General features: G+C 68.1%; 19 protein-coding genes. 11 read left to right on the forward strand and 8 right to left on the reverse strand.

The window, feature by feature from the left end; genetic code table 11:
- Window positions 1-166 precede the first annotated feature (166 nt).
- From V6M37_RS03190 to V6M37_RS03210, 5 genes are read left to right on the forward strand one after another with little or no spacing between them, the layout of a single operon-like run.
- Complete coding sequence (locus tag V6M37_RS03190; protein WP_332670999.1) at window positions 167-733, forward strand: YqgE/AlgH family protein; 567 nt, start codon at window positions 167-169, stop codon at window positions 731-733.
- A complete protein-coding gene (ruvX, locus tag V6M37_RS03195; protein ID WP_332671000.1) occupies window positions 726-1,193 on the forward strand; it encodes a Holliday junction resolvase RuvX in 468 nt (155 codons plus the stop codon). The genes V6M37_RS03190 and ruvX overlap by 8 nt, the downstream gene beginning before the upstream one ends.
- A complete protein-coding gene (gene pyrR / locus V6M37_RS03200) occupies window positions 1,180-1,680 on the forward strand; it encodes a bifunctional pyr operon transcriptional regulator/uracil phosphoribosyltransferase PyrR (RefSeq protein ID WP_332671001.1) in 501 nt (166 codons plus the stop codon). Before ruvX ends, pyrR begins: the two co-directional genes overlap by 14 nt.
- Complete coding sequence (locus tag V6M37_RS03205; protein ID WP_332671002.1) at window positions 1,673-2,647, forward strand: aspartate carbamoyltransferase catalytic subunit; 975 nt, start codon at window positions 1,673-1,675, stop codon at window positions 2,645-2,647. Before pyrR ends, V6M37_RS03205 begins: the two co-directional genes overlap by 8 nt.
- Window positions 2,644-3,921 (forward strand): dihydroorotase, encoded by a 1,278-nt coding sequence (locus V6M37_RS03210; protein WP_332671004.1) that lies wholly within the window; start codon window positions 2,644-2,646, stop codon window positions 3,919-3,921. Before V6M37_RS03205 ends, V6M37_RS03210 begins: the two co-directional genes overlap by 4 nt.
- Window positions 3,922-4,080: 159 nt before the next feature.
- Here V6M37_RS03210 and V6M37_RS03215 read toward each other — a convergent pair whose 3' ends face one another.
- Genes V6M37_RS03215 through V6M37_RS03230 form a run of 4 tightly spaced genes read right to left on the reverse strand, consistent with a single transcriptional unit; the run spans window position 4,081 to window position 6,487 of the window.
- Window positions 4,081-4,380: a DUF167 domain-containing protein gene (locus tag V6M37_RS03215; protein ID WP_332671006.1), complete on the reverse strand. Its 300-nt coding sequence runs from the start codon at window positions 4,378-4,380 to the stop codon at window positions 4,081-4,083.
- Window positions 4,380-4,958: a YggT family protein gene (locus V6M37_RS03220; RefSeq protein ID WP_332671007.1), complete on the reverse strand. Its 579-nt coding sequence runs from the start codon at window positions 4,956-4,958 to the stop codon at window positions 4,380-4,382. Before V6M37_RS03220 ends, V6M37_RS03215 begins: the two co-directional genes overlap by 1 nt.
- Window positions 4,959-4,964: 6 nt before the next feature.
- Window positions 4,965-5,777: a pyrroline-5-carboxylate reductase gene (proC, locus tag V6M37_RS03225; protein ID WP_332671024.1), complete on the reverse strand. Its 813-nt coding sequence runs from the start codon at window positions 5,775-5,777 to the stop codon at window positions 4,965-4,967.
- A gap of 14 nt (window positions 5,778-5,791) precedes the next feature.
- Entirely contained in the window at window positions 5,792-6,487 is a 696-nt protein-coding gene (locus tag V6M37_RS03230) for a YggS family pyridoxal phosphate-dependent enzyme (protein ID WP_332671008.1), read from the reverse strand.
- A gap of 92 nt (window positions 6,488-6,579) precedes the next feature.
- Here V6M37_RS03230 and V6M37_RS03235 point away from each other — a divergent pair, with 92 nt between their 5' ends.
- Together V6M37_RS03235 and V6M37_RS03240 are read left to right on the forward strand one after the other, a co-directional pair.
- Window positions 6,580-7,623 (forward strand): type IV pilus twitching motility protein PilT, encoded by a 1,044-nt coding sequence (locus V6M37_RS03235; RefSeq protein ID WP_332671009.1) that lies wholly within the window; start codon window positions 6,580-6,582, stop codon window positions 7,621-7,623.
- A 171-nt stretch (window positions 7,624-7,794) separates the two neighbouring features.
- Window positions 7,795-8,928, forward strand: coding sequence for a PilT/PilU family type 4a pilus ATPase (locus V6M37_RS03240; protein ID WP_332671011.1), 1,134 nt, complete (start codon window positions 7,795-7,797; stop codon window positions 8,926-8,928).
- Between the two features lie 105 nt (window positions 8,929-9,033).
- Here V6M37_RS03240 and V6M37_RS03245 read toward each other — a convergent pair whose 3' ends face one another.
- The 3 genes from V6M37_RS03245 to V6M37_RS03255 form a co-directional block, all read right to left on the reverse strand.
- Window positions 9,034-10,194, reverse strand: a complete 1,161-nt coding sequence (locus V6M37_RS03245; RefSeq protein ID WP_332671012.1) for a THUMP domain-containing class I SAM-dependent RNA methyltransferase — start codon at window positions 10,192-10,194, stop codon at window positions 9,034-9,036.
- Window positions 10,195-10,359: 165 nt separating this feature from the next.
- The gene (locus V6M37_RS03250; protein ID WP_332671013.1) at window positions 10,360-10,779 is read right to left on the reverse strand and encodes a CopD family protein; all 420 of its coding nucleotides are present in this window, start codon (window positions 10,777-10,779) and stop codon (window positions 10,360-10,362) included.
- Window positions 10,779-11,666, reverse strand: a complete 888-nt coding sequence (locus tag V6M37_RS03255) for an SDR family oxidoreductase (protein ID WP_332671014.1) — start codon at window positions 11,664-11,666, stop codon at window positions 10,779-10,781. Before V6M37_RS03255 ends, V6M37_RS03250 begins: the two co-directional genes overlap by 1 nt.
- 21 nt (window positions 11,667-11,687) lie before the next feature.
- Here V6M37_RS03255 and V6M37_RS03260 point away from each other — a divergent pair, with 21 nt between their 5' ends.
- From V6M37_RS03260 to V6M37_RS03275, 4 genes are all read left to right on the forward strand, one after another.
- The gene (locus tag V6M37_RS03260; protein ID WP_332671016.1) at window positions 11,688-12,713 is read left to right on the forward strand and encodes a CDP-6-deoxy-delta-3,4-glucoseen reductase; all 1,026 of its coding nucleotides are present in this window, start codon (window positions 11,688-11,690) and stop codon (window positions 12,711-12,713) included.
- A 4-nt stretch (window positions 12,714-12,717) separates the two neighbouring features.
- Complete coding sequence (locus tag V6M37_RS03265) at window positions 12,718-13,854, forward strand: EAL and HDOD domain-containing protein (protein ID WP_332671017.1); 1,137 nt, start codon at window positions 12,718-12,720, stop codon at window positions 13,852-13,854.
- A 113-nt stretch (window positions 13,855-13,967) separates the two neighbouring features.
- On the forward strand, window positions 13,968-16,085 hold the full coding sequence (locus tag V6M37_RS03270) for an ATP-binding protein (RefSeq protein ID WP_332671018.1): 2,118 nt from the start codon (window positions 13,968-13,970) through the stop codon (window positions 16,083-16,085).
- 15 nt (window positions 16,086-16,100) lie between these two features.
- Window positions 16,101-18,272 carry a putative bifunctional diguanylate cyclase/phosphodiesterase gene (locus V6M37_RS03275; protein ID WP_332671020.1) on the forward strand — a complete coding sequence of 724 codons (2,172 nt, stop codon included), beginning with the start codon at window positions 16,101-16,103 and terminating at the stop codon, window positions 18,270-18,272.
- A 163-nt stretch (window positions 18,273-18,435) separates the two neighbouring features.
- On the opposite strand, the gene V6M37_RS03280 is transcribed toward V6M37_RS03275, so the two are convergent.
- Window positions 18,436-18,744, reverse strand: a complete 309-nt coding sequence (locus tag V6M37_RS03280) for a c-type cytochrome (protein ID WP_332671025.1) — start codon at window positions 18,742-18,744, stop codon at window positions 18,436-18,438.
- Window positions 18,745-18,799 lie beyond the last annotated feature (55 nt).

Genomic DNA, 18,799 nt, shown 5'->3' on the forward strand with positions numbered 1-18,799 from the left:
GAAAGGGGCGCGCGGTGAAAAGCGCTCTGACCGTCGCACGGCGCGAACCCGCGTCGCCGTCGCGGCCGGCGGCCTCTCGATTGCTTGACACGCCGTTCGGACGCGACCCCTGCGGCAGCGCGCACGTTCCCCCTCATACCGCCGCACGAACGGCTAAAATGCAGCCATGAGCGAAATCACGTCGAACCTCACGCATCACTTCCTGATCGCCATGCCGCGCATGACCGATCCGAATTTCGTCCGCTCGCTGACCTACATCGCCGAACACAACGAGCAGGGTGCGCTCGGGATCATCGTCAACCGGCCGATCGACATGACGCTCGCGGCGCTGTTCGAACGCGTCGACCTGCCGCTCGAAGCAGAAGGCTTCGCCGCGCAGCCGGTCTATTTCGGCGGCCCGGTGCAAACCGACCGCGGCTTCGTGCTGCACCGCCCGGCCGGCGAATGGCACTCGACGCTGGTCGTCAACGACGAGATCGCGCTGACGAGTTCGCGCGACATCCTGCAGTCGATCGGCACGCAGGGCGAACCGCTCGAAGTGCTCGTGACGCTCGGCTACGCCGGCTGGACCGCCGGCCAGCTCGAACAGGAAATCGCCGAGAACAGCTGGCTCACCGTCCCGGCCGACCTCGCGATCGTCTTCGGCCTGCCGCCCGAGGAGCGCCTCGCCGCCGCGATGCAGAAACTGGGGATCGATTTCGCGAACCTCAGCGAGTCCGCAGGGCATGCCTGACCCGGCGCGCGACGCGCCCGCCCTGCCCGCCCGCGGCACGCTGCTCGGCTTCGATTTCGGTCTCGCCCGCGTCGGCGTCGCAGTCGGCGAACTTGAAACCGGCCACGCGAACGCGCTGCTGACACTCGCAGGCGAAGCGAGCGCGCCGCGCTTCGCCGCGATCGAAAAACTCCTTGCCGAGTGGCGCCCCGCCGGCCTCGTCGTCGGCGTGCCGCGCCACCTCGACGGCACCCCGCACGAACTGACCGCGCGCTGCCGCCGTTTCGCGAACCAGCTGCGCGGCCGGTTCGGGCTGCCGGTCGTCGAATGCGACGAGCGCCTGTCGTCGGCCGCCGCCGAGGCCGCGCTCGTCGACGGCGGCCAGCGCGACTGGCGAGCCCGCAAGGAAGTCCTCGACGCCGTCGCCGCACAGATCATCCTGCAACACTTCCTGGACCACAATCGACATGCAAAGTCTTGATGCAGAAGCGCTCTTCCGGACGCTGGTCGAGCAGATGCGACCGCACGTGTCGCCGGACACCGCGCTCGTGGGCATCCACACCGGCGGCGTCTGGCTCGCCGCCCGCCTCCATCAGGCCCTCGGGCTGTCACGCCCGCCGGGCTCGATCGACGTCTCGTTCTACCGCGACGATTTCGCGTCGAAAGGCCTGCATCCGCAGCCCAAGCGCACCGACATCCCCTTCCCGGTAGAAGGCGCCGACGTGATCATCGTCGACGACGTGCTCTACACCGGGCGCACGACGCGGGCCGCGATCAACGAGCTGTTCGATTTCGGCCGCCCGGCGCGCGTCGACCTCGCGGTGCTCGTCGACCGCGGCGACCGCGAACTGCCGATTGCGCCCCGCTGGTGCGCGCTGACCCTGCCCGACCCCCTTCCCGCGAGCCAGAGCCTGCAGCTCGAATCCGGCGCCGCGGGCGAACTCACGCTGAGGCTGATCGATGCGTAACCCGCAGCTCAACAAACACGGCGAACTGCAGCACCTGCTGACGATCGACGGCCTGCCGCGCGACGTCCTGACCGCGGTCCTCGACACCGCGGCGCCCTTCACCGAAGTCGCCGAGCGCGAGGTCAAGAAGCTGCCGCTGTTGCGCGGCAAGAGCATCTTCAACCTGTTCTTCGAGAACTCGACGCGCACGCGGACGACTTTCGAGATCGCCGCGAAGCGGCTGTCGGCCGACGTCGTGAATCTCAACGTGTCGACGAGCTCGACCGCGAAAGGCGAGAGCCTGCTCGACACCGTCGACAACCTGTGCGCGATGCAGGCCGACATGTTCGTCGTGCGCCACGCCGCGAGCGGCGCGCCGTTCCTGATCGCACAGCACCTGCTCGCGACCGGCCGCGACCACATCCATGTCGTCAACGCCGGCGACGGCCGCCATGCGCATCCGACGCAGGGCCTGCTCGACATGTACACGATCCGGCACTACAAGCGCGACTTCACGAACCTGACGGTCGCGATCGTCGGCGACGTGCTGCACTCGCGCGTCGCGCGCTCGCAGATCAGCGCGCTGACGACGCTCGGCGTGCCCGAAGTCCGCGTCATCGGTCCGAAAACGCTGCTGCCGACCGACGTCGAGCGGCTCGGCGTGCGCGTCTTCCACGACATCCGCGAAGGACTGCGCGGTGTCGATGTCGTGATGATGCTCAGGCTGCAGAACGAACGCATGAACGGCGCGCTGCTGCCGACACCGCAGGAGTTCTACAAGGTGTGGGGCCTGACCGCCGAGAAGCTCGCGCTGGCGAAACCGGACGCGATCGTGCTGCACCCCGGCCCGATGAACCGCGGCGTCGAGATCGACTCGTCGGTCGCCGACGGCGCGCAGGCGGTGATCCTGCAGCAGGTCACGTTCGGCATCGCGGTGCGGATGGCAGTCATGAGCATGTTGGCAGGTCAGCAGGGGAGCAATAAATGAAGATCCGCATCGCCAATGGCCGCGTCGTCGACCCGGCCAATGGACTCGACGACACGCGCGACATGTATCTGGCCGAGGGCAAGATCGCTGGCGTTGGCCGCGCGCCCGACGGCTTCTCGGCCGACCGCACGATCGACGCCGCGGGCCTCGTCGTCGCGCCCGGGCTCATCGACCTCGCCGCCCGGCTGCGCGAGCCCGGCTTCGAATACCGCGCGACGCTCGAATCCGAGATGGACGCCGCGATGGCCGGCGGCGTCACGAGCCTCGCGATCCCGCCCGACACCGACCCGGCGCTCGATGAGCCGGGCCTCGTCGAGATGCTGTGTTACCGCGCGAAAAAACTGAATCGCGCGCACGTCTATCCGGTCGGCGCGCTGACGATCGGCCTCAAGGGTGAACGCCTGTCCGAGATGGCCGAACTCGTCGAAGCCGGCTGCGTCGCGTTCGGTCAGGCGAACGTGCCGATCGTCGATAGCGCCGTGCTGCTGCGAGCGATGCAGTACGCGGCGACCTTCGGCTTCCGCGTCTGGCTGCAGCCGCTCGCTCCGTTCCTGTCGAGCGGCCATGCCCATGACGGCGAGGTCGCGACGCGGCTCGGTCTGCCGGGCATTCCGACCGCGGCCGAGACGATCGCGCTGTACGCGCAAATCCAGCTCGCGCGCATCACCGGCGCCCGCCTGCACGTGACGCGCCTGTCGAGCGCCGAGGGGCTCGCGCTCGTCGAGCAGGCGCGCGCGGACGGCCTCGACATCACCTGCGACGTGTCGATCAACCATCTGCATCTGTCCGAGATGGACATCGGCTTCTTCAACAGCAACTGCCACCTGGTGCCGCCGCTGCGCAGCGAGCGCGACCGCGACGCGCTGCGGCAGGGGCTTGCCGACGGGCGCATCGATGCGCTGTGCTCCGACCACACGCCGGTCGACGACGACGGCAAGCTCACGCCGTTCAGCGAGTCGGAACCCGGAGCGACCGGCCTCGAGCTGCTTCTGCCGCTGACGCTGAAGTGGGCCGCCGAAGCTCGCCTGCCGCTCGCGAAAGCGCTCGCGCGCGTGACCTCGGACGCCGCACGCATCGTCGGCATCACGAAAGCCGGGCACCTTTCCCCCGGCGCACGAGCCGACCTGTGCGTATTCGATCCGGCCGCGCACCTCACCGTGAGCCGGGATCAGCTGCGCAGCCAGGGCAAGAACACCCCCTTCCTCGGGCTCGAACTGCCCGGGCGCGTGCATTACACAGTCGTCGAAGGCCAGGTGATGCATGAACTGAGCTGACGGCGCCGCCTCGGGCTCGGGTGAGCCCGTAGGTAGGTCGCGGTCGGAGATACGCAGGTCGGAGTGGGCCGCAGGCGAAGTCCGACGTCGAGGCTCCCCCACTCCGCGTCGGAGTTCGCTTCGCTTACCCCGGCCTACACGTTTTTCTGCCGGGCCCCGCTAGCCCAGCTGCCGCAGGCGTTCGCGCGCCGCGGCGCCGATGCCGTCGATCCGCACCCGTTTCGCGCGCGACGTCTCGCCACTGACGAGCGTCACCGCGGCGCGGCCGACGTTGCAGAAACCGGCGAGGAACACGACGAGCGCGGCATTCGCCTTGCCGTCGACCGGCGGTGCGGCGAGGCGCAGCTTCATCGCGTCGCCGTGCGCGCCGACGAACTCGGTCTTTTTCGCGCCGGGCTGCACGTGCAGCGACAGGACGACGTCCCCGTCCGCTGTTTCACGCAGCCATTCGGCGTTCATCAGGCGATCAGCAGTGCGGCGAAATTGCCGCGCAGGCCGCCGACGATCATCAGCACGATCTGCAGCACCAGCAGCAGCACGAGCGGCGACAGGTCGACGTTCGCGATCGGCGGGATGACGCGACGGAACGGGCGCAGGAATGGCGCGGAGAGATTGTGGAAGACCGAGGCGGCGGGCGCGTGCGGATTGACCCACGACAGCACGGCCGACATCAGCACGACCGCGATGACGAGGTAGATCGCCATCCGCAGGAGTTCCAGCAGCCCGAGGCCGAGGACACCGAGCGACACGCCGACCATGTTCGCCCCGAGCGGCGCACCCCGCAGCCACAGCTCGACGAACACCAGCAGCGTCTGCAGCGCCCACGCGGGCAGCAGGCTCGCGAGGTCGAAGCCCATGAAACCGGGAATCACCCGGCGCAGCGGCCGCACCAGCCAGTCGGTCGTCGCGACGACGAACTGCCCGATCTGGTTGCGGAAGGACACGCGCTGCCATTGCATGAAGAAGCGCGCCAGCAGCATCAGCGTGAGAAAGCCGACTGCGGTATTCAGGATCAGGAGAACGACGTTGCCGAGCATGAGCGGTCAATCCTTTCCGAGTTGCTCGCCGAGCTCGCGGCCACGTGCATCGGCCGCCTGCACCGCGCGCACGATCGCGTCGGAGACGCCTGACGCGGCCATGCTCGCGAGCGCGGCCTCGGTCGTGCCGCCTTTCGACGTCACGCGTTCCCGCAGCACGGACGGGGCCTCGTCCGACCCCGCCGCGAGTTTCGCCGCGCCGAGGACGGTGTCGATCGCAAGGCGTCTCGCCGTCGCTGCATCGAAGCCGAGCGAAGTGCCGGCCGCTTCGAGCGCCTCGATGAAATGGAAGACGTAGGCGGGGCCGCTGCCGGATACCGCGGTCACCGCATCCATCTGGGCCTCGGCGGCGATCCAGACCGTGCTGCCGACCGCCGCGAGGACCCGCTCGGCCGCCGTGCGCCCGGCGTCGTCGACCGACGGGTCCGCGTAAAGGCCCGTTATCCCGGCCCCGATCAGCGCCGGCGTGTTCGGCATCGCACGCACGAGGCGGCGGTAACCGCCCAGCCAGCGGCCGATGTCGGCGAGTCGAAGGCCGGCGGCGATGCTGACGACGGTCTGGTTCGTGAGCCGCCCCGCGAGCGGCGCGAGGGCCGCCTTCATCTGCTGCGGCTTGACTGCAAGCACGAGGACGTCGCACGCGAGCACGTCGTCATCGACCCTCTCGACCGCGCGCACGCCGAAGCGCCCGGCAAGCCGTGCGCGGCTCTCCGCCTGCAGATCGACGACCTGGATGTCGGTAGCCGCGAAACCGCGCTCGGCGAGCCCGCCGGTCAGCGCCGTCGCCATGTTGCCGCCGCCGAGGAAGCTGATTTTCAATCGTTCAGTCATGTTCATCCTTCGCGCGCGTTCCGCGCACCGAAAATCGCCGTACCGACCCGCACCATCGTCGCCCCTTCCGCGATCGCGATCTCGAGATCGTCCGACATGCCCATCGACAGCGTGTCGAGCGTGAAACCCGAACCATTGAGTTCGTCGCGCAGGCGGCGAAGCGTCGCAAAGCGCGACCGCAGCAGCGCCTCGTCCCGCGTCGGCTCCGGAATCGCCATCAGGCCGCGCAGCTGCAGCCGCGGCAGCGCGGCGATCCGGTCCGCGAGCCCGCGGACGTCGTCGGGCGCGACGCCGCTCTTGCTCTCCTCGCCGCTGACGTCCACCTGGATGCAGACATTCAGCGGCGGCAGCTCGCCGGGCCGCTGCTCCGCCAGCCGCTCGGCGAGCTTCAGCCGGTCGACGGAATGCACCCAGTCGAACTGCGCCGCGACGGCCCGCGTCTTGTTGCTCTGCAGGGGCCCGATGAAATGCCATTCGAGTCGGGCGTCGCGCAGCTCGGCGATCTTCGCAACGCTTTCCTGGACGTAGTTCTCGCCGAACATCCGCTGCCCGGCGCGGGCCGCTTCGGCGACCGACGCGGCGGGCCAGGTCTTGCTGACCGCGAGCAGCGCGACGGCGGCGGGCTCGCGCCGCGCGGCCTTCGCGGCCGCATCGACGCGCTGGCGCACGGCTTGCAAGTTCGCGGCGATTGATGTCATATAACGGCGGCTTTGAGGCCCAAAACAGGCGCAGCAGTATAGCATCGCCTCCCCTCGCGCTTCGCCTGCCCCTGCACTCCAGCGACAAACCCATGGACATCACCGAACTGCTCGCCTTCGCCGTCAAGAACAAGGCCTCCGACCTCCACCTGTCGTCCGGCCTGCCGCCGATGATCCGGGTCCACGGCGACGTGCGGCGCATCAACCTGCCGCCGATGGAGCACAAGGACGTGCACTCGATGGTGTACGACATCATGAACGACGGGCAGCGCAAGCAGTTCGAGGAAGTCCTCGAATGCGACTTCTCGTTCGCGGTGCCGAACCTCGCGCGCTTTCGCGTCAATGCGTTCAACCAGAACCGCGGCGCGTCGGCGGTGTTCCGGACGATTCCGTCGAAGGTGCTGAGCCTCGAGGACCTCAACGCGCCGAAAATCTTCAAGGACATCTCGAACCAGCCGCGCGGCATCGTCCTCGTGACCGGACCGACCGGCTCGGGCAAGTCGACGACCCTCGCGGCGATGGTCGACTACATCAACGAAAACGAATACGGCCACATCCTGACGATCGAGGACCCGATCGAATTCGTCCACGAGTCGAAGCGCTGCCTGATCAACCAGCGCGAAGTCAGCCGCGACACGCTGTCGTTCAACAACGCGCTGCGTTCGGCGCTGCGCGAAGACCCGGACGTGATCCTCGTCGGCGAACTGCGCGACCTGGAGACGATCCGCCTCGCGCTGACCGGCGCCGAGACCGGCCACCTGGTGTTCGGCACGCTGCACACGTCGTCGGCCGCGAAGACGATCGACCGGATCGTCGACGTCTTCCCGGCGGCCGAAAAGGACATGGTGCGCTCGATGCTCTCGGAGTCGCTGCGCGCGGTGATCTCGCAGACGCTGCTGAAGACCAAGGACGGTCAGGGCCGCGTCGCCGCGCACGAGATCATGATCGGCACGCCGGCGATCCGGAACCTGATCCGGGAGAACAAGATCGCGCAGATGTATTCCGCGATCCAGACCGGCCAGGCGGTCGGCATGCAGACGCTCGACCAGAACCTGCTCGACCTCGTCCGCCGCAACGTCGTGTCCGTCGGCGAAGCGAAGCTCAAGGCGCAGAACAAGGACAACTTCGCGGGCTGAGGCCGGCGCCCGTCCGGTTCCGCGCATCCGGCACGTCGCTCGGCGCTGCCACCTGCCCGGCGCACTGTTGCGCGGCCGCGATCGCTCCGCCCGCTCCGCACACTTCCGCCGCGTTAACGACGATAATCGCGCGATCGAAAATATATGGCGGAGTTCCCGCCGGAGCGCACCATGGAACGCGACCAGGCCCTGAAGTTCATGCACGATCTGCTCAAGCTGATGGTGCAGAAGAACGGTTCGGACCTCTTCATCACCTCGGGCTTCCCGCCCGCGATCAAGATCGATGGGCGCGTCACCCCGCAATCGAACCAGTCGCTGTCGCCGCAGCACACGCTCGAGCTCGCGCGGGCGATCATGAATGACAAGCAGGCGGCCGAATTCGAGGCGACGAAGGAATGCAACTTCGCGGTGTCGCCGGGCGGCATTGGCCGCTTCCGCGCGAACGCCTACATGCAACAGGGAAAGGTCGGCCTCGTACTGCGCACGATCCCGCAGGAAGTCCCGAACTTCGAGCAACTCGGCATGCCGGCGGTGCTGCGCGATGTCGCGATGGCCAAGCGCGGGCTCGTGATCTTCGTCGGCGGCACCGGCACCGGCAAGACGACCTCGCTCGCGGCGATGGTCGACTTCCGCAACGAGCATTCCTACGGTCACATCATCACGGTCGAGGACCCGATCGAATTCGTGCACCAGCACAAGAACTGCATCATGTCGCAGCGCGAGATCGGCATCGACACCGACAACTGGGAAGCCGCGCTGAAGAACACGCTCCGCCAGGCGCCCGACGTGATCCTGATGGGCGAAATCCGCGACCGCGAGACCATGGACTACGCGATCGCGTTCGCCGAAACCGGCCACCTGTGTCTCGCGACGCTGCATGCGAACAGCGCGAACCAGGCGATCGACCGCATCATCAACTTCTTCCCGGAAGACCGTCGGCCGCAGTTGCTGATGGACCTGTCGCTAAACCTGCGCGCGCTGATCTCGCAACGCCTGCTGCCGCTGAAGGATCGCAAGGGCCGCGTCCCCGCGGTCGAGGTGCTGCTGAACTCTCCGCTGATCGCCGACCTGATCTTCAAGGGCGAAGTGCCGGGCATCAAGGACGTGATGAAGCGCTCGCGCGAGCTCGGCATGCAGACCTTCGACCAGAGTCTGTTCGATCTCTACGAGGACGAGAAGATCAGCTACGAGGACGCGCTGCGCAACGCCGACTCGATCAACGACCTGCGCCTGCAGATCAAGCTGCACAGCAAACACGGCGACAAGGACCTGGTGTCCGGCATCCAGCACCTCGGGATCGTCTGAGCGGTCTTTCGGCAACCGGAGTCCGTCGCCTCGGACATCGCTGCGCCCGGTCCGACCTACGCGTCAAGGGCTAGCCGACGGAAAAGTCGGCGTAGCCGACGCGCGTCAGTCGCCGTCGGCGGGCTTGCGGCGCATGCTCCCCGACACCATCTTGTATTCGAGCAGCCGGCATTCGAGCGCGCCGTTGAAGAGCGGCGTGCGCTTGCTTGCCTTCAGGCCGATCAGCTTCGGCAGCGCCGGATCGGCGCTGAGGAAATAGCAGCGCCAGCCGCTCCAGCGCCGCTTCAGCACGTCGCCGAACTGCGGGTACAGCGCCGCCAGTTCTTCCGCCTCGCCGATCCGCACCCCGTACGGCGGGTTCGTCACCAGCACGCCCTCCCCGGCCGGCGCTTCGAGCGCGAGGAAATCGGCGCGATCCAGATACACACAGTCGCCGAGCCCCGCCGACTGCAGGTTCACGCGGGTCCGCCGCACCTGCTCGCCGACGATGTCCGAGCCATAGATCGCGAGCCGCCGCGGCGGCTGCCGGCGGGCTTCCGCGGCACGCTTCAAGCCTGCCCAGGCCGGCCGGTCGAGGTGGCGAAAACGTTCGAACGCGAAGCCGCGCCCGAGACCTGGCGCGATGTCGAGCGCGATCTGCGCCGCCTCGATCAGGAACGTGCCGCTGCCGCACATCGGATCGAGCAGCGGCTCGCCCGGTTGCCAGCCGGTGAGCCGGAGGATGCCGGCCGCGAGGTTTTCCTTCAGCGGCGCTTCGACGGCGGCGGGCTTGAAGCCGCGCTTGTACAGCGGTTCGCCCGACGTATCGAGATACAGCGTGACGCGGTCGCGCGTCAGGAAGGCGTGAATGCGGACGGCCGGGTTCGCGGTGTCGACGCTCGGGCGCCGGCCGGTGACGGTGCGGAAGTGGTCGCAGACCGCGTCCTTGATCCGCAACGTGACGAATTCGAGACTCCTCAGCGGCGACTGCTTCGCGGTCACGTAGATGCGGATCGTGTCGTCGGGCGTGAACCACTTCGCCCACGTGACGCCGTATGCGAGGCGGTAGATGTCCTCCTCGGCCTGGTAGCGCCCTTCGGCGAGGCGCCACATGACACGGGTCGCCAGCCGGCTCTCGAGGTTCACACGGTAGCACGTGGCCCAGTCACCGGCGAAGCCGACGCCGCCATGGGTCGGCGCGAGGGCCTTGGCGCCGAGCGCCGCGAGTTCATCGGCGAGCATCGGCTCGAGACCGCGCGGACAGGGGGAAAAGAAGGATTCGGACATATCGGGATCGGCGGCGCAGGAAAAGGGAAGGATTCGGGCCGGGCGGCGGATGCGCTACCCGGGGCGGTCGGAAATCGGGCGGCGCAGGGCCGGGGGCGGGAGCCACGCAACAGGAACGCCCTCGGCGGCCCGCGGGCTCCGGCCTCTCGCCGCATCACGGGGGAGTCAGAAAGGCCTCACCACGGCGAGGAACACGACCGCGAACAGCACCAGGACCGGCACTTCGTTGAACACGCGGAACCACACGTGGCTGCGCGTGCTGCGCCCGGCGGCGAGGTCCCGCATCAGCTTGCCGCAGTACAGGTGGTACGCGATCAGGAACAGCACGAGCGTGGTCTTCACGTGCAGCCATCCGGCGCTCGCGAACCGGTTGCCGAAACCGAACCACAGCCAGAAGCCGAGCAGCACGGCGAGGATGCCGAGCGGGGTCATGAAGCGGTAGAGCTTGTATTCCATCAGCGCGAGGCGCTCGCGGGTCGCGGCATCGTCGACCATCGCATGATTCACGAACAGGCGCGGCAGATAGAACAGGCCGGCGAACCAGCTCACGACGAACGCGATGTGCAGCGCTTTGACAACCAGCATCAAACGTTTCCTCCGGAGGGGTTGAGTGCCGCGGCGAAGCCTTCGCGCACGGTCGGATAAAGCAGGCGGACGCGCAGCTCGCGGCGCAAGCGCTCGTTGGACAGGCGGCGCGACTCGGACATGAACGACAGCGCCATCGGCGAAAGCCGCCCGGCGAGTTCGCTTCGCGAGACCCGCGGCGGACGGGGCAGGCCGAGGCGGTCGGCGGCGAAGTCGAAGTAGTCGCCCATTTTCATGCCGCTGTCGTCGACCGCGTTGTAGACGCGGCCGGGGCGCGACCGGAACAGCCCCAGGCAGGCGAGCCGCGCGAGGTCCGCGGCATGGATGTGGTTCGTGTGCACGTCCTCGTCCGCACGCAGGACGGGCTCGCCCCGCTGCAGCCGGGCGAGCGGCAGCCGGTCGGCGGCGTAGATCCCGGGCGCGCGCAGGATGCCGACCGAGACCCGGTTGCGGGCGCCGAAGCGGCGCAGCCGCCGTTCCGCATCGACACGGCGCCTCGCGCGGTCGGTGCGCGGGGCGCAGCGTCGCGCTTCCGTGACCCATTCCCCGCCGCAGTCGCCATAGACGCCCGTCGTACTAATGTACACAAGGCGCTGTGGTAGACTTTCGCGGCTTGAGAGAGACGCCAGGAGCCGGCCGGTGCGCGGGTCCTGCGCCCCGTTTTCGGGCGGCGGCGCGAAATGGAGCACCGCGTCGGCGATGCCGGCGAGGCGGCGCAAACTGCGGAAATCGTCGAGGTCCGCGAGCAAGGGCGTCGCGCCGAGGCTCCTGAGCGAGTCGAATGCGTCGGCGCAGCGGGTAACGGCGAAGACCTTGAACCGTCGCGCGAGCCACGGAATGGCGCGCGCTGCGACATCGCCGCTCCCGACGATCAATATTCTTTTCATGCACGGATTATCTCACGCCCGATGCCGTTCCAGATTTCACTCGAACCAGGCGGACAGCGCTTCACCGCCGACGACGATCAGACGATTCTCGAAGCGGCATTGGCCGCCGGCCTGGTGCTTCCGTACGGCTGCCGTGACGGCGCGTGCGGCGCCTGCAAGGGGAAGGTGGTCAGCGGGGAAGTCGACCTCGGCCCGGTTTCGACGGGCGCGCTGACCGACGCGGACCGCGCGGCTGGCCTGACACTGTTCTGCCGCGCGCACGCGCGCTCGGACCTCGTGCTCGAAGCACGCGACGTCCGCCGGACCGACGACATCCCGCTGAAGAAACTGCCGTGCCGCGTGCAGCGCCTCGAGCACGCTGCCGACGACGTGATGATCGTCGAACTAAAGCTGCCGGCGACCGAGACCTTCCGCTTCCGCGCCGGGCAGTACATCGACTTCCTGCTCTCCGACGGGCGCCGCCGCGCGTTCTCGATCGCGAGCGCGCCCCATCAGGCCGAGCACCTCGAACTGCATATCCGCCGCGTCGAAGGCGGCACGTTCACCGGTCACGTTTTCGGCGACATGAAGGAGCGCGAGATCCTGCGCTTCGAAGGACCGCTCGGCAGTTTTTCGCTGCGCGAGGATTCCCGCCGCCCGATCGTCATGATTGCCGGCGGCACCGGTTTCGCGCCGATCCAGAGCCTCATCGAGCACGCGATCCATATCGGGCTGGAACGGCCAATCGCGCTGTACTGGGGCGCACGCACGCGGGCCGGCCTGTACCGGGACGAACTCGCGCGCTCGTGGGAGCAAGCGCTGCCGGGCTTCCGGTACATCCCGGTGCTGTCCGACGCCGCGCCGGACGACGACTGGACCGGACGCACCGGTCTCGTCCACGAGGCGGTCGTCCAGGACCTCCCGGACCTGTCCGGCCATGAAGTGTATGCGTGCGGTGCGCCGGCGATGATCGACGCGGCGCGGCGCGATCTCGTCGCCCGCTGCGATCTTCCGGCCGACCGTTTTTACTCCGACGCTTTCACGTTCGCCGCCGACTCTTCCCGCTGACACAATGACCGACTCCGCCCTGCTCACCCGCGAGCCCGTCGTAAACCAGAATCGGGCGATCACGGCGAACCGCCTCGTCGCGCACGGGCCGAATGTCGGGGCCGTGGTCGACATGCTCAACGGTCTCGGGGAGACGTGGCCGACGCGTCACACCGTCTTCGTCTGCCTCGGCCGGCTCGTGCCGACACCCGAGCTGATGAACTGGCAGGCGCCGGCAAACGCGATGATCGAGATTCCCGCCCAGGCGCTCGGTCACCCGCAGACGCGCGCGCTGCTGCCGCAACTGCGCGAGGCCGGCGTCAGCACGTGCCTGAGCTGGTTCGCGCCGGAAACCGCGTTGCCGCCGGAATGCGACTGGCGCTTCGTCCTGATGGACCGGCGCAAGCACGAGCGCCCCGCCGGTTCGCCCGGCATCACGCTCGCATGGGGCCTGCCCGACGTGGGCGCTTTCGAGACGGCGGTCGGGAACGGTTACGACGGCGCGTCGGGATGGTTCTTCCTGCACGGAAACCCGGCGCAAAAGGCGCTTTCGCCCGGGCACGCGCAGATCGTCCGGCTGATCGGACTCGTCCGCAACAATGCCGAGATGCGCGACATCGAGGCCGTGCTGCGTCAGGACGTCGCGGTTTCATACAAGCTGCTGCGTTACATCAATTCCGCTGGATTCGGCCTGTCGTGCGAGATCCAGTCGTTCCGCCACGCCGTGAGCATTCTCGGCTACGCGAACCTGCACAAATGGCTGTCGCTGCTGCTCGTCAGCGCGAGCCGCGACCCGAGCGCGCCGGCGATGATGCAGACGTCGATCACGCGCGGGCGCTTCATGGAAGAAATCGGCGCGTCGTTCTTCGACAAGTCGGAGCGCGACAACCTCTTCATCACCGGCGCCTTCTCGCTGCTGAATGTGCTGCTCGGCACGTCGATGAACGCCGTGCTCGACGAAATGCATCTTCCGGCGCCGGTCACCGACGCGCTGCTTGCGGGACAGGGCCCCTACGCGCCTTTCCTGAAGCTCGCGCGTGCGTGCGAAAGCTTCGACCCGGCCGCGCTGCGGAAGTACGCCGCGGAAATGCAGATCGCCCCCGAGCGCATCAACCACGCGCTCGTCGGCGCGCTGGCCTTTGCCGACAGTCTCGAGGAATGAGGGTCGCACCGGCGCCTGCGTTCTGACCCGCCGCATAGCGCGCGACGTGCAATCCATCACTCTTGCGCCGCGATCGCGCACCTAGAATGGGCCGAGGAACAGACGAGGACGCAATGACGGCCCCTCACGAGCGCACGGCGTTTCCCCAATCCGATCTCGACCCGGCATCCGGGCAGCGGGAAGCATTGTTGCGCCAGCTCGTTTCGTACCGGCCCGACTGGGACGAAATCGCGTCGCTGATCGTGCGCGACCCGGCACTCGTCTTCTCGATTCTCGAAGCTTCGCCGTTGCCGGGGATGCGCCTCGCGTCCACCCTGCGAACCGAACTGATTCAGCGCCTGCAGACGCTCGGCGCGGACCTGTTGCGCGCCTGGCTGCTTGCGTCCATCCATACGCTGCCGCCCCGGGAACGGGAAGCGCGGGACCGGGCGCAACTCGTGGCCGAATGCGCGCTCCATCTCGCGCACCAGACGCATTATCCCTACCCCGACGAAGCCTACCTCGCCGGACTCTGGCATCGCCTCGATGAGTTGCCGCTCGTGTCCGGCCTGCACGCTGGCGAAGGGGATCGCCCGGAGCAGCTTCCGCTGCGCGCCGCAGACGGGAATCTTCACCGCATCGAGGCCGCACCGGACCGTCTCGCCGCGCGCATCGCCGCACAGTGCGGCCTGATCGGGCCGATCGTCGACGCGCTCGCGTTTCAGCCCGTGCTCGAAGAGGAACTCGCAGGCGCGCATCCGCTCGTCCGCCTGCTTGGAGTCGCGAAGGCCCTCGCGGGCGAAGGCTGGCAGGCGCGCCTCGTGCGACTCGCCGAAATATCGGGACTCGAAACGGAAACCTTGCTCAGCCTGCGCACCGACGTCGGCTTCATCGTGCAGCCGCCGGCCGATTTGCCGCCGTCCACGAACGCCGGCTCGTTCCCCGTCGACCTCGCGCCAGCCCCCGCGCTGCGTCTTGCGGACATCGCGCCCGCGCGCGGCGGCGCGGCGAACGATATCGCGGTGGCGGCGCTGCTCGCCGGAGCCTTTTCCGGCGACGACGCCGACGGCGCGGCGGCGCGCCTCGCGATCGCGACCCGACTGCTGTGCCGGCAAGCCCCGCCTCTCGTGGTCTTCGCCAACGAGCGCGGGGGACTCGAGCCGCTGGCAGCCGTAGGCGAGCAAGCGGCGATCGCGCAGTGGTATGCGGAACTCGCGCAACGCCTGGACGACCCGACGAGCATGATCGCGCTGGCCGCGCGCTCGGGGCAGCCCTCGCTGTGGTTCGCGACGCTTTCAGCGGCCGGGCGCAGCATCCACGACCGCTGCGTCGCGCGCTGGCTCGGAGGCGACGGGATCGAATGCCTGCCGCTGCATCGGCACGGCGTGGCAGCGGTCGCCGTGGTCGCGGCGGACGAGCGACGCCCGCTCGCCCCCGCCGTCCGCCGCCAGCTGGTCGAACTCTGCGGCGCCGCGGCGCGCCGCGTGCGCGCGATTCACGAGCAGCGCGCCGCGCAGGAGCGGGTGGTGAGCGCGGTCGAAGCGCGTTACCGCGAACACGCCCGCCGACTCGCGCACGAGGCCCGCAATCCGCTGACGGTCATCAAGGGCTACCTCGGCCTGATGAGACAACGTCACCCCGAGGCGACGGAGTTGGCAGGGAACCTGGACATCCTGCACGGCGAAATCGATCGCGTCGCGAACCTGCTGCAGCGCGCGGGCGAGGCGCCGGCGGCCGGCCCCGAGGCGGACCGCTGCAGCGTGCCGGAACTGCTGCACGACCTGCGCGGGCTGTACGGCGACGCGCTGTTCGAAAGCCGCGGCATTCGCTTCGAACTCCGCATCGCGGCAGGGTTGGGACCGGTCGCGGTGCCGGGTTCGGCGCTCCGGCAGGTCCTGCTGAACCTCTTCCGCAACGCGTCCGAGGCGCTCCAGCCCGGCGGCCGGTTTGCGGTCACCGTGCCCGGGCAGGTTCTTTCGAACGGGATGCCCTGCCTCGAGATCCGGCTGATCGACAACGGACCGGGCCTGGAACCTGCCCGCCTCGCGGATCTCTTCACGCCGAGACCGAGCGCCAAGGGACCGGATCACGACGGTCTCGGGCTGTCGATCGTCCGGGAAATCATGCAGCAATGGCAGGGCAACATCCTCTGCCGCAGCCAGAGCGGCACCGGCACGAGCTTCCAGCTGCTGCTTCCGCTCGCCACGCGTCAGCGCGATGACACCTCGCAACATAATGACAAAACCTACTGAAAGGGTCGGGGGAGCATGGTCATTCCGGTAGAGAAGCCGTTTTTCGGCAATCCGTCCGACTTGCAGTCGGAGTCGCAGCCGTCGCGCATCCTGATCGTGGACGACGACGCGCCGTTGCGCCGCGCGCTCCCGCAATTGCTCGCGCAGGACGGGCGCAGCTTCGACGCGTGTGCGAGCGTCGCCGAAGCGGTCGCGCAGCTTTCGACGACGCAGTACGACCTGATCCTGCTCGACTATCGCCTGCCGGACGGCACCGGGCTCGCCGTCCTCGACTGGCTCGCAAGCCGCCAGCGCGAGGAAGCGGTCATCATGATCTCGGGGGAGGACGCGATCGACGCGGCGATCGGCGCGCTGCGCCGCGGCGCCGACGACTTCGTCCGCAAGCCTTACCACGTTGCGCAGTTGCAGCGGGCCGTCCAAGGCGCGCTGCACAAAACCTCGCTCGAGCGCGCGAACCGCGAAATGAGCCAGCAGCTGCGCGCGTCCGAGCGCCTGCACCGCTATCTCGTCGAAAGCTCGCCGGACCTGATCTTCACCCTCGACGCCGACGGCATGTTCAGCTATCTCAATCCCCGCGTCGAAGACCTGCTCGGCGTCGAGCGGGACCGGCTGCTGAACCGCCCCTTCCTGTCGGTCGTGATGCCAGAAGACGTCGAGCGCGCGCAACGCTTCTTGCGCACGCCGGAAAAAGCGGGCGGCGGAACTTTCAATGCCGAGTTACGGCTGCGCCGGCCGCTCGAAGCGGGAAGCGGGCACGTAACCGTCGCGCTGAAGGGCATTCCGATGCTCGGCCGCGGGATTGCCGAAGGCCAGGGGCGTTACGCTGGCCTGTACGGGGTTGCGCGAGATATCTCGGAGCGCAAACGGGCCGAAGAGATCATCGCGTTCCAGGCCTATCACGACCAGCTCACACGACTGCCCAACCGGGTGCTGTTCAAGGATCGGCTCGAACTCGCGATCGCGCAGGCGCAGCGCCGCAACGGCTCGCTCGCGGTGATGTTCGTCGACGTCGACCGTTTCAAGCTCGTCAATGACAGTTACGGCCACGCCACGGGTGACTTGCTGCTGCGCGGCATCGCCCATCGCCTGACGTCGGCGCTGCGGCGCGGGGACACGCTCGCGCGGCTCGGCGGCGACGAGTTCACGGTTCTCCTGCCTGAAATCGATGATCTGGCGGACGCCGAGATCGCCGCGCGCAAGGTGCTCGCCGCGCTCGACACGCCGTTCGCGCTCGAGCACGGCGAACACCGGGTGACCGCGAGCATCGGCATCTCGGTGTTTCCGCGCCACGGCACCAACGCGGAGACGCTGACCCAACACGCAGACATCGCGATGTATCAAGTCAAGCGTTCAGGCAAGAACGGTTTCCGCCTTTTCGATCCCGAGCTGAGCGGCCACCAGTGCGCGCGGATCAAGCTCGAGCACGACCTGCGCCGGGCGCTCGAACGTTCCGAATTCGAGCTGTACTTCCAGCCGCAGGTCAGCCTCGCGCAACGCCGCGTCGTCGGGATGGAGGCACTGCTGCGCTGGAACCACCCGACCAACGGACTCGTCGGGCCGGACATCTTCATTCCGATCGCCGAAGAGATGGGCCTGATCGGCGACGTCAGCCTGTGGGTGATGGACCGCGCCTGCGCGCAACTCGCCGAGTGGCGCCGGGACGGCTTGGTCGACCTCACCGTGTCCCTGAATCTCTCGACGCACGACTTCGAACGCGGCGACATCGTCGCCTCGGTGCGGGACTGCCTGCAGCGCCACGGTGTTCCGCCGAACCGCCTGGAGCTCGAAATCACCGAGAGCATGATGATCCAGGACGCGACGCGCGTCGCACAGAAGGTGCAGCAGCTGCGTGAAGTCGGCGTCGGGATCGCGATCGACGATTTCGGCACCGGTTACTCCGCACTTGCGTATTTGCAGAAATTCCCGGTCAGCACGTTGAAGATCGACCGCAGCTTCGTTCGCGACATCGACGGTCCGACGACGAACCCGGTGATCTGCGCGATCGCCGGCATCGCCCGCGGCTTCGGCCTGCAACTGGTCGCCGAAGGCGTCGAACGGCCGGAGCAGGCGGAAACCCTGAAGGCGCTCGGCTGCGACGTGATGCAGGGTTTCCATTATTCGCGCCCGGCCCCGGCTGCGGCGATCTCGGCGTGGATGGCACGGCCGCCGCACGGCCTGTTGAACTGAACGGTCGGACGCGCCATCCGGCACATCGCGCCAGCGCCACCGCGTCCGATCGCGACGAAGTCGCGCTTGCCGGCCATCGGAATCGACCGCCGGCAGCTCCGAAAACCCGGGACGAAAAAAAACCAGCCGAGGGGCTGGTTCTTCTCACGACGTCGGGCGTCGATTACTTCTGCGACAGGACCCAGGTCGCCAGGGTCTTGGCTTCTTCGGCGCTGACCTGCGGGTTCGCGGGCATCGGGATCGCGCCCCAGACGCCGGAACCGCCCTTCTGGATCTTGTCCGCCAGCTTGGCGACGGCATCGCCTTGGCCGGCGTACTTCTTCGCCACTTCCTGGTAGGACGGGCCGACCAGCTTCTTGTCTACCGCATGACAGGCCAGGCAGTTCTTGGCCTTCGCCAGGTCGGCGGAGGCAAACGCCGGAGCGGCGGACAGCAGACCCGCGGCGACCGCGGCAGCAACGAAAACTTTCATGCTCTTTTCCTCTTGTGGTGGTGTGAAAAGCCGGCCGGATATTAAACCAGGCCCC

This window comes from Aromatoleum sp. (assembly GCF_036675785.1).
In the GTDB taxonomy this organism is placed as follows: domain Bacteria; phylum Pseudomonadota; class Gammaproteobacteria; order Burkholderiales; family Rhodocyclaceae; genus Aromatoleum.

Excerpts from the sequence above, each read along its gene's own strand:
- V6M37_RS03190 (WP_332670999.1), top strand. The coding sequence starts at position 167 with ATGAGCGAAATCACGTCGAACCTCACGCATCACTTCCTGATCGCCATG.
- ruvX (WP_332671000.1), top strand. The coding sequence starts at position 726 with ATGCCTGACCCGGCGCGCGACGCGCCCGCCCTGCCCGCCCGCGGCACG.
- pyrR (WP_332671001.1), top strand. The coding sequence starts at position 1,180 with ATGCAAAGTCTTGATGCAGAAGCGCTCTTCCGGACGCTGGTCGAGCAG.
- V6M37_RS03205 (WP_332671002.1), top strand. The coding sequence starts at position 1,673 with ATGCGTAACCCGCAGCTCAACAAACACGGCGAACTGCAGCACCTGCTG.
- V6M37_RS03210 (WP_332671004.1), top strand. The coding sequence starts at position 2,644 with ATGAAGATCCGCATCGCCAATGGCCGCGTCGTCGACCCGGCCAATGGA.
- V6M37_RS03215 (WP_332671006.1), bottom strand. The coding sequence starts at position 4,380 with ATGAACGCCGAATGGCTGCGTGAAACAGCGGACGGGGACGTCGTCCTG.
- V6M37_RS03220 (WP_332671007.1), bottom strand. The coding sequence starts at position 4,958 with ATGCTCGGCAACGTCGTTCTCCTGATCCTGAATACCGCAGTCGGCTTT.
- V6M37_RS03230 (WP_332671008.1), bottom strand. The coding sequence starts at position 6,487 with ATGACATCAATCGCCGCGAACTTGCAAGCCGTGCGCCAGCGCGTCGAT.
- V6M37_RS03235 (WP_332671009.1), top strand. The coding sequence starts at position 6,580 with ATGGACATCACCGAACTGCTCGCCTTCGCCGTCAAGAACAAGGCCTCC.
- V6M37_RS03240 (WP_332671011.1), top strand. The coding sequence starts at position 7,795 with ATGGAACGCGACCAGGCCCTGAAGTTCATGCACGATCTGCTCAAGCTG.
- V6M37_RS03245 (WP_332671012.1), bottom strand. The coding sequence starts at position 10,194 with ATGTCCGAATCCTTCTTTTCCCCCTGTCCGCGCGGTCTCGAGCCGATG.
- V6M37_RS03250 (WP_332671013.1), bottom strand. The coding sequence starts at position 10,779 with ATGCTGGTTGTCAAAGCGCTGCACATCGCGTTCGTCGTGAGCTGGTTC.
- V6M37_RS03255 (WP_332671014.1), bottom strand. The coding sequence starts at position 11,666 with ATGAAAAGAATATTGATCGTCGGGAGCGGCGATGTCGCAGCGCGCGCC.
- V6M37_RS03260 (WP_332671016.1), top strand. The coding sequence starts at position 11,688 with ATGCCGTTCCAGATTTCACTCGAACCAGGCGGACAGCGCTTCACCGCC.
- V6M37_RS03265 (WP_332671017.1), top strand. The coding sequence starts at position 12,718 with ATGACCGACTCCGCCCTGCTCACCCGCGAGCCCGTCGTAAACCAGAAT.
- V6M37_RS03270 (WP_332671018.1), top strand. The coding sequence starts at position 13,968 with ATGACGGCCCCTCACGAGCGCACGGCGTTTCCCCAATCCGATCTCGAC.
- V6M37_RS03275 (WP_332671020.1), top strand. The coding sequence starts at position 16,101 with ATGGTCATTCCGGTAGAGAAGCCGTTTTTCGGCAATCCGTCCGACTTG.
- V6M37_RS03280 (WP_332671025.1), bottom strand. The coding sequence starts at position 18,744 with ATGAAAGTTTTCGTTGCTGCCGCGGTCGCCGCGGGTCTGCTGTCCGCC.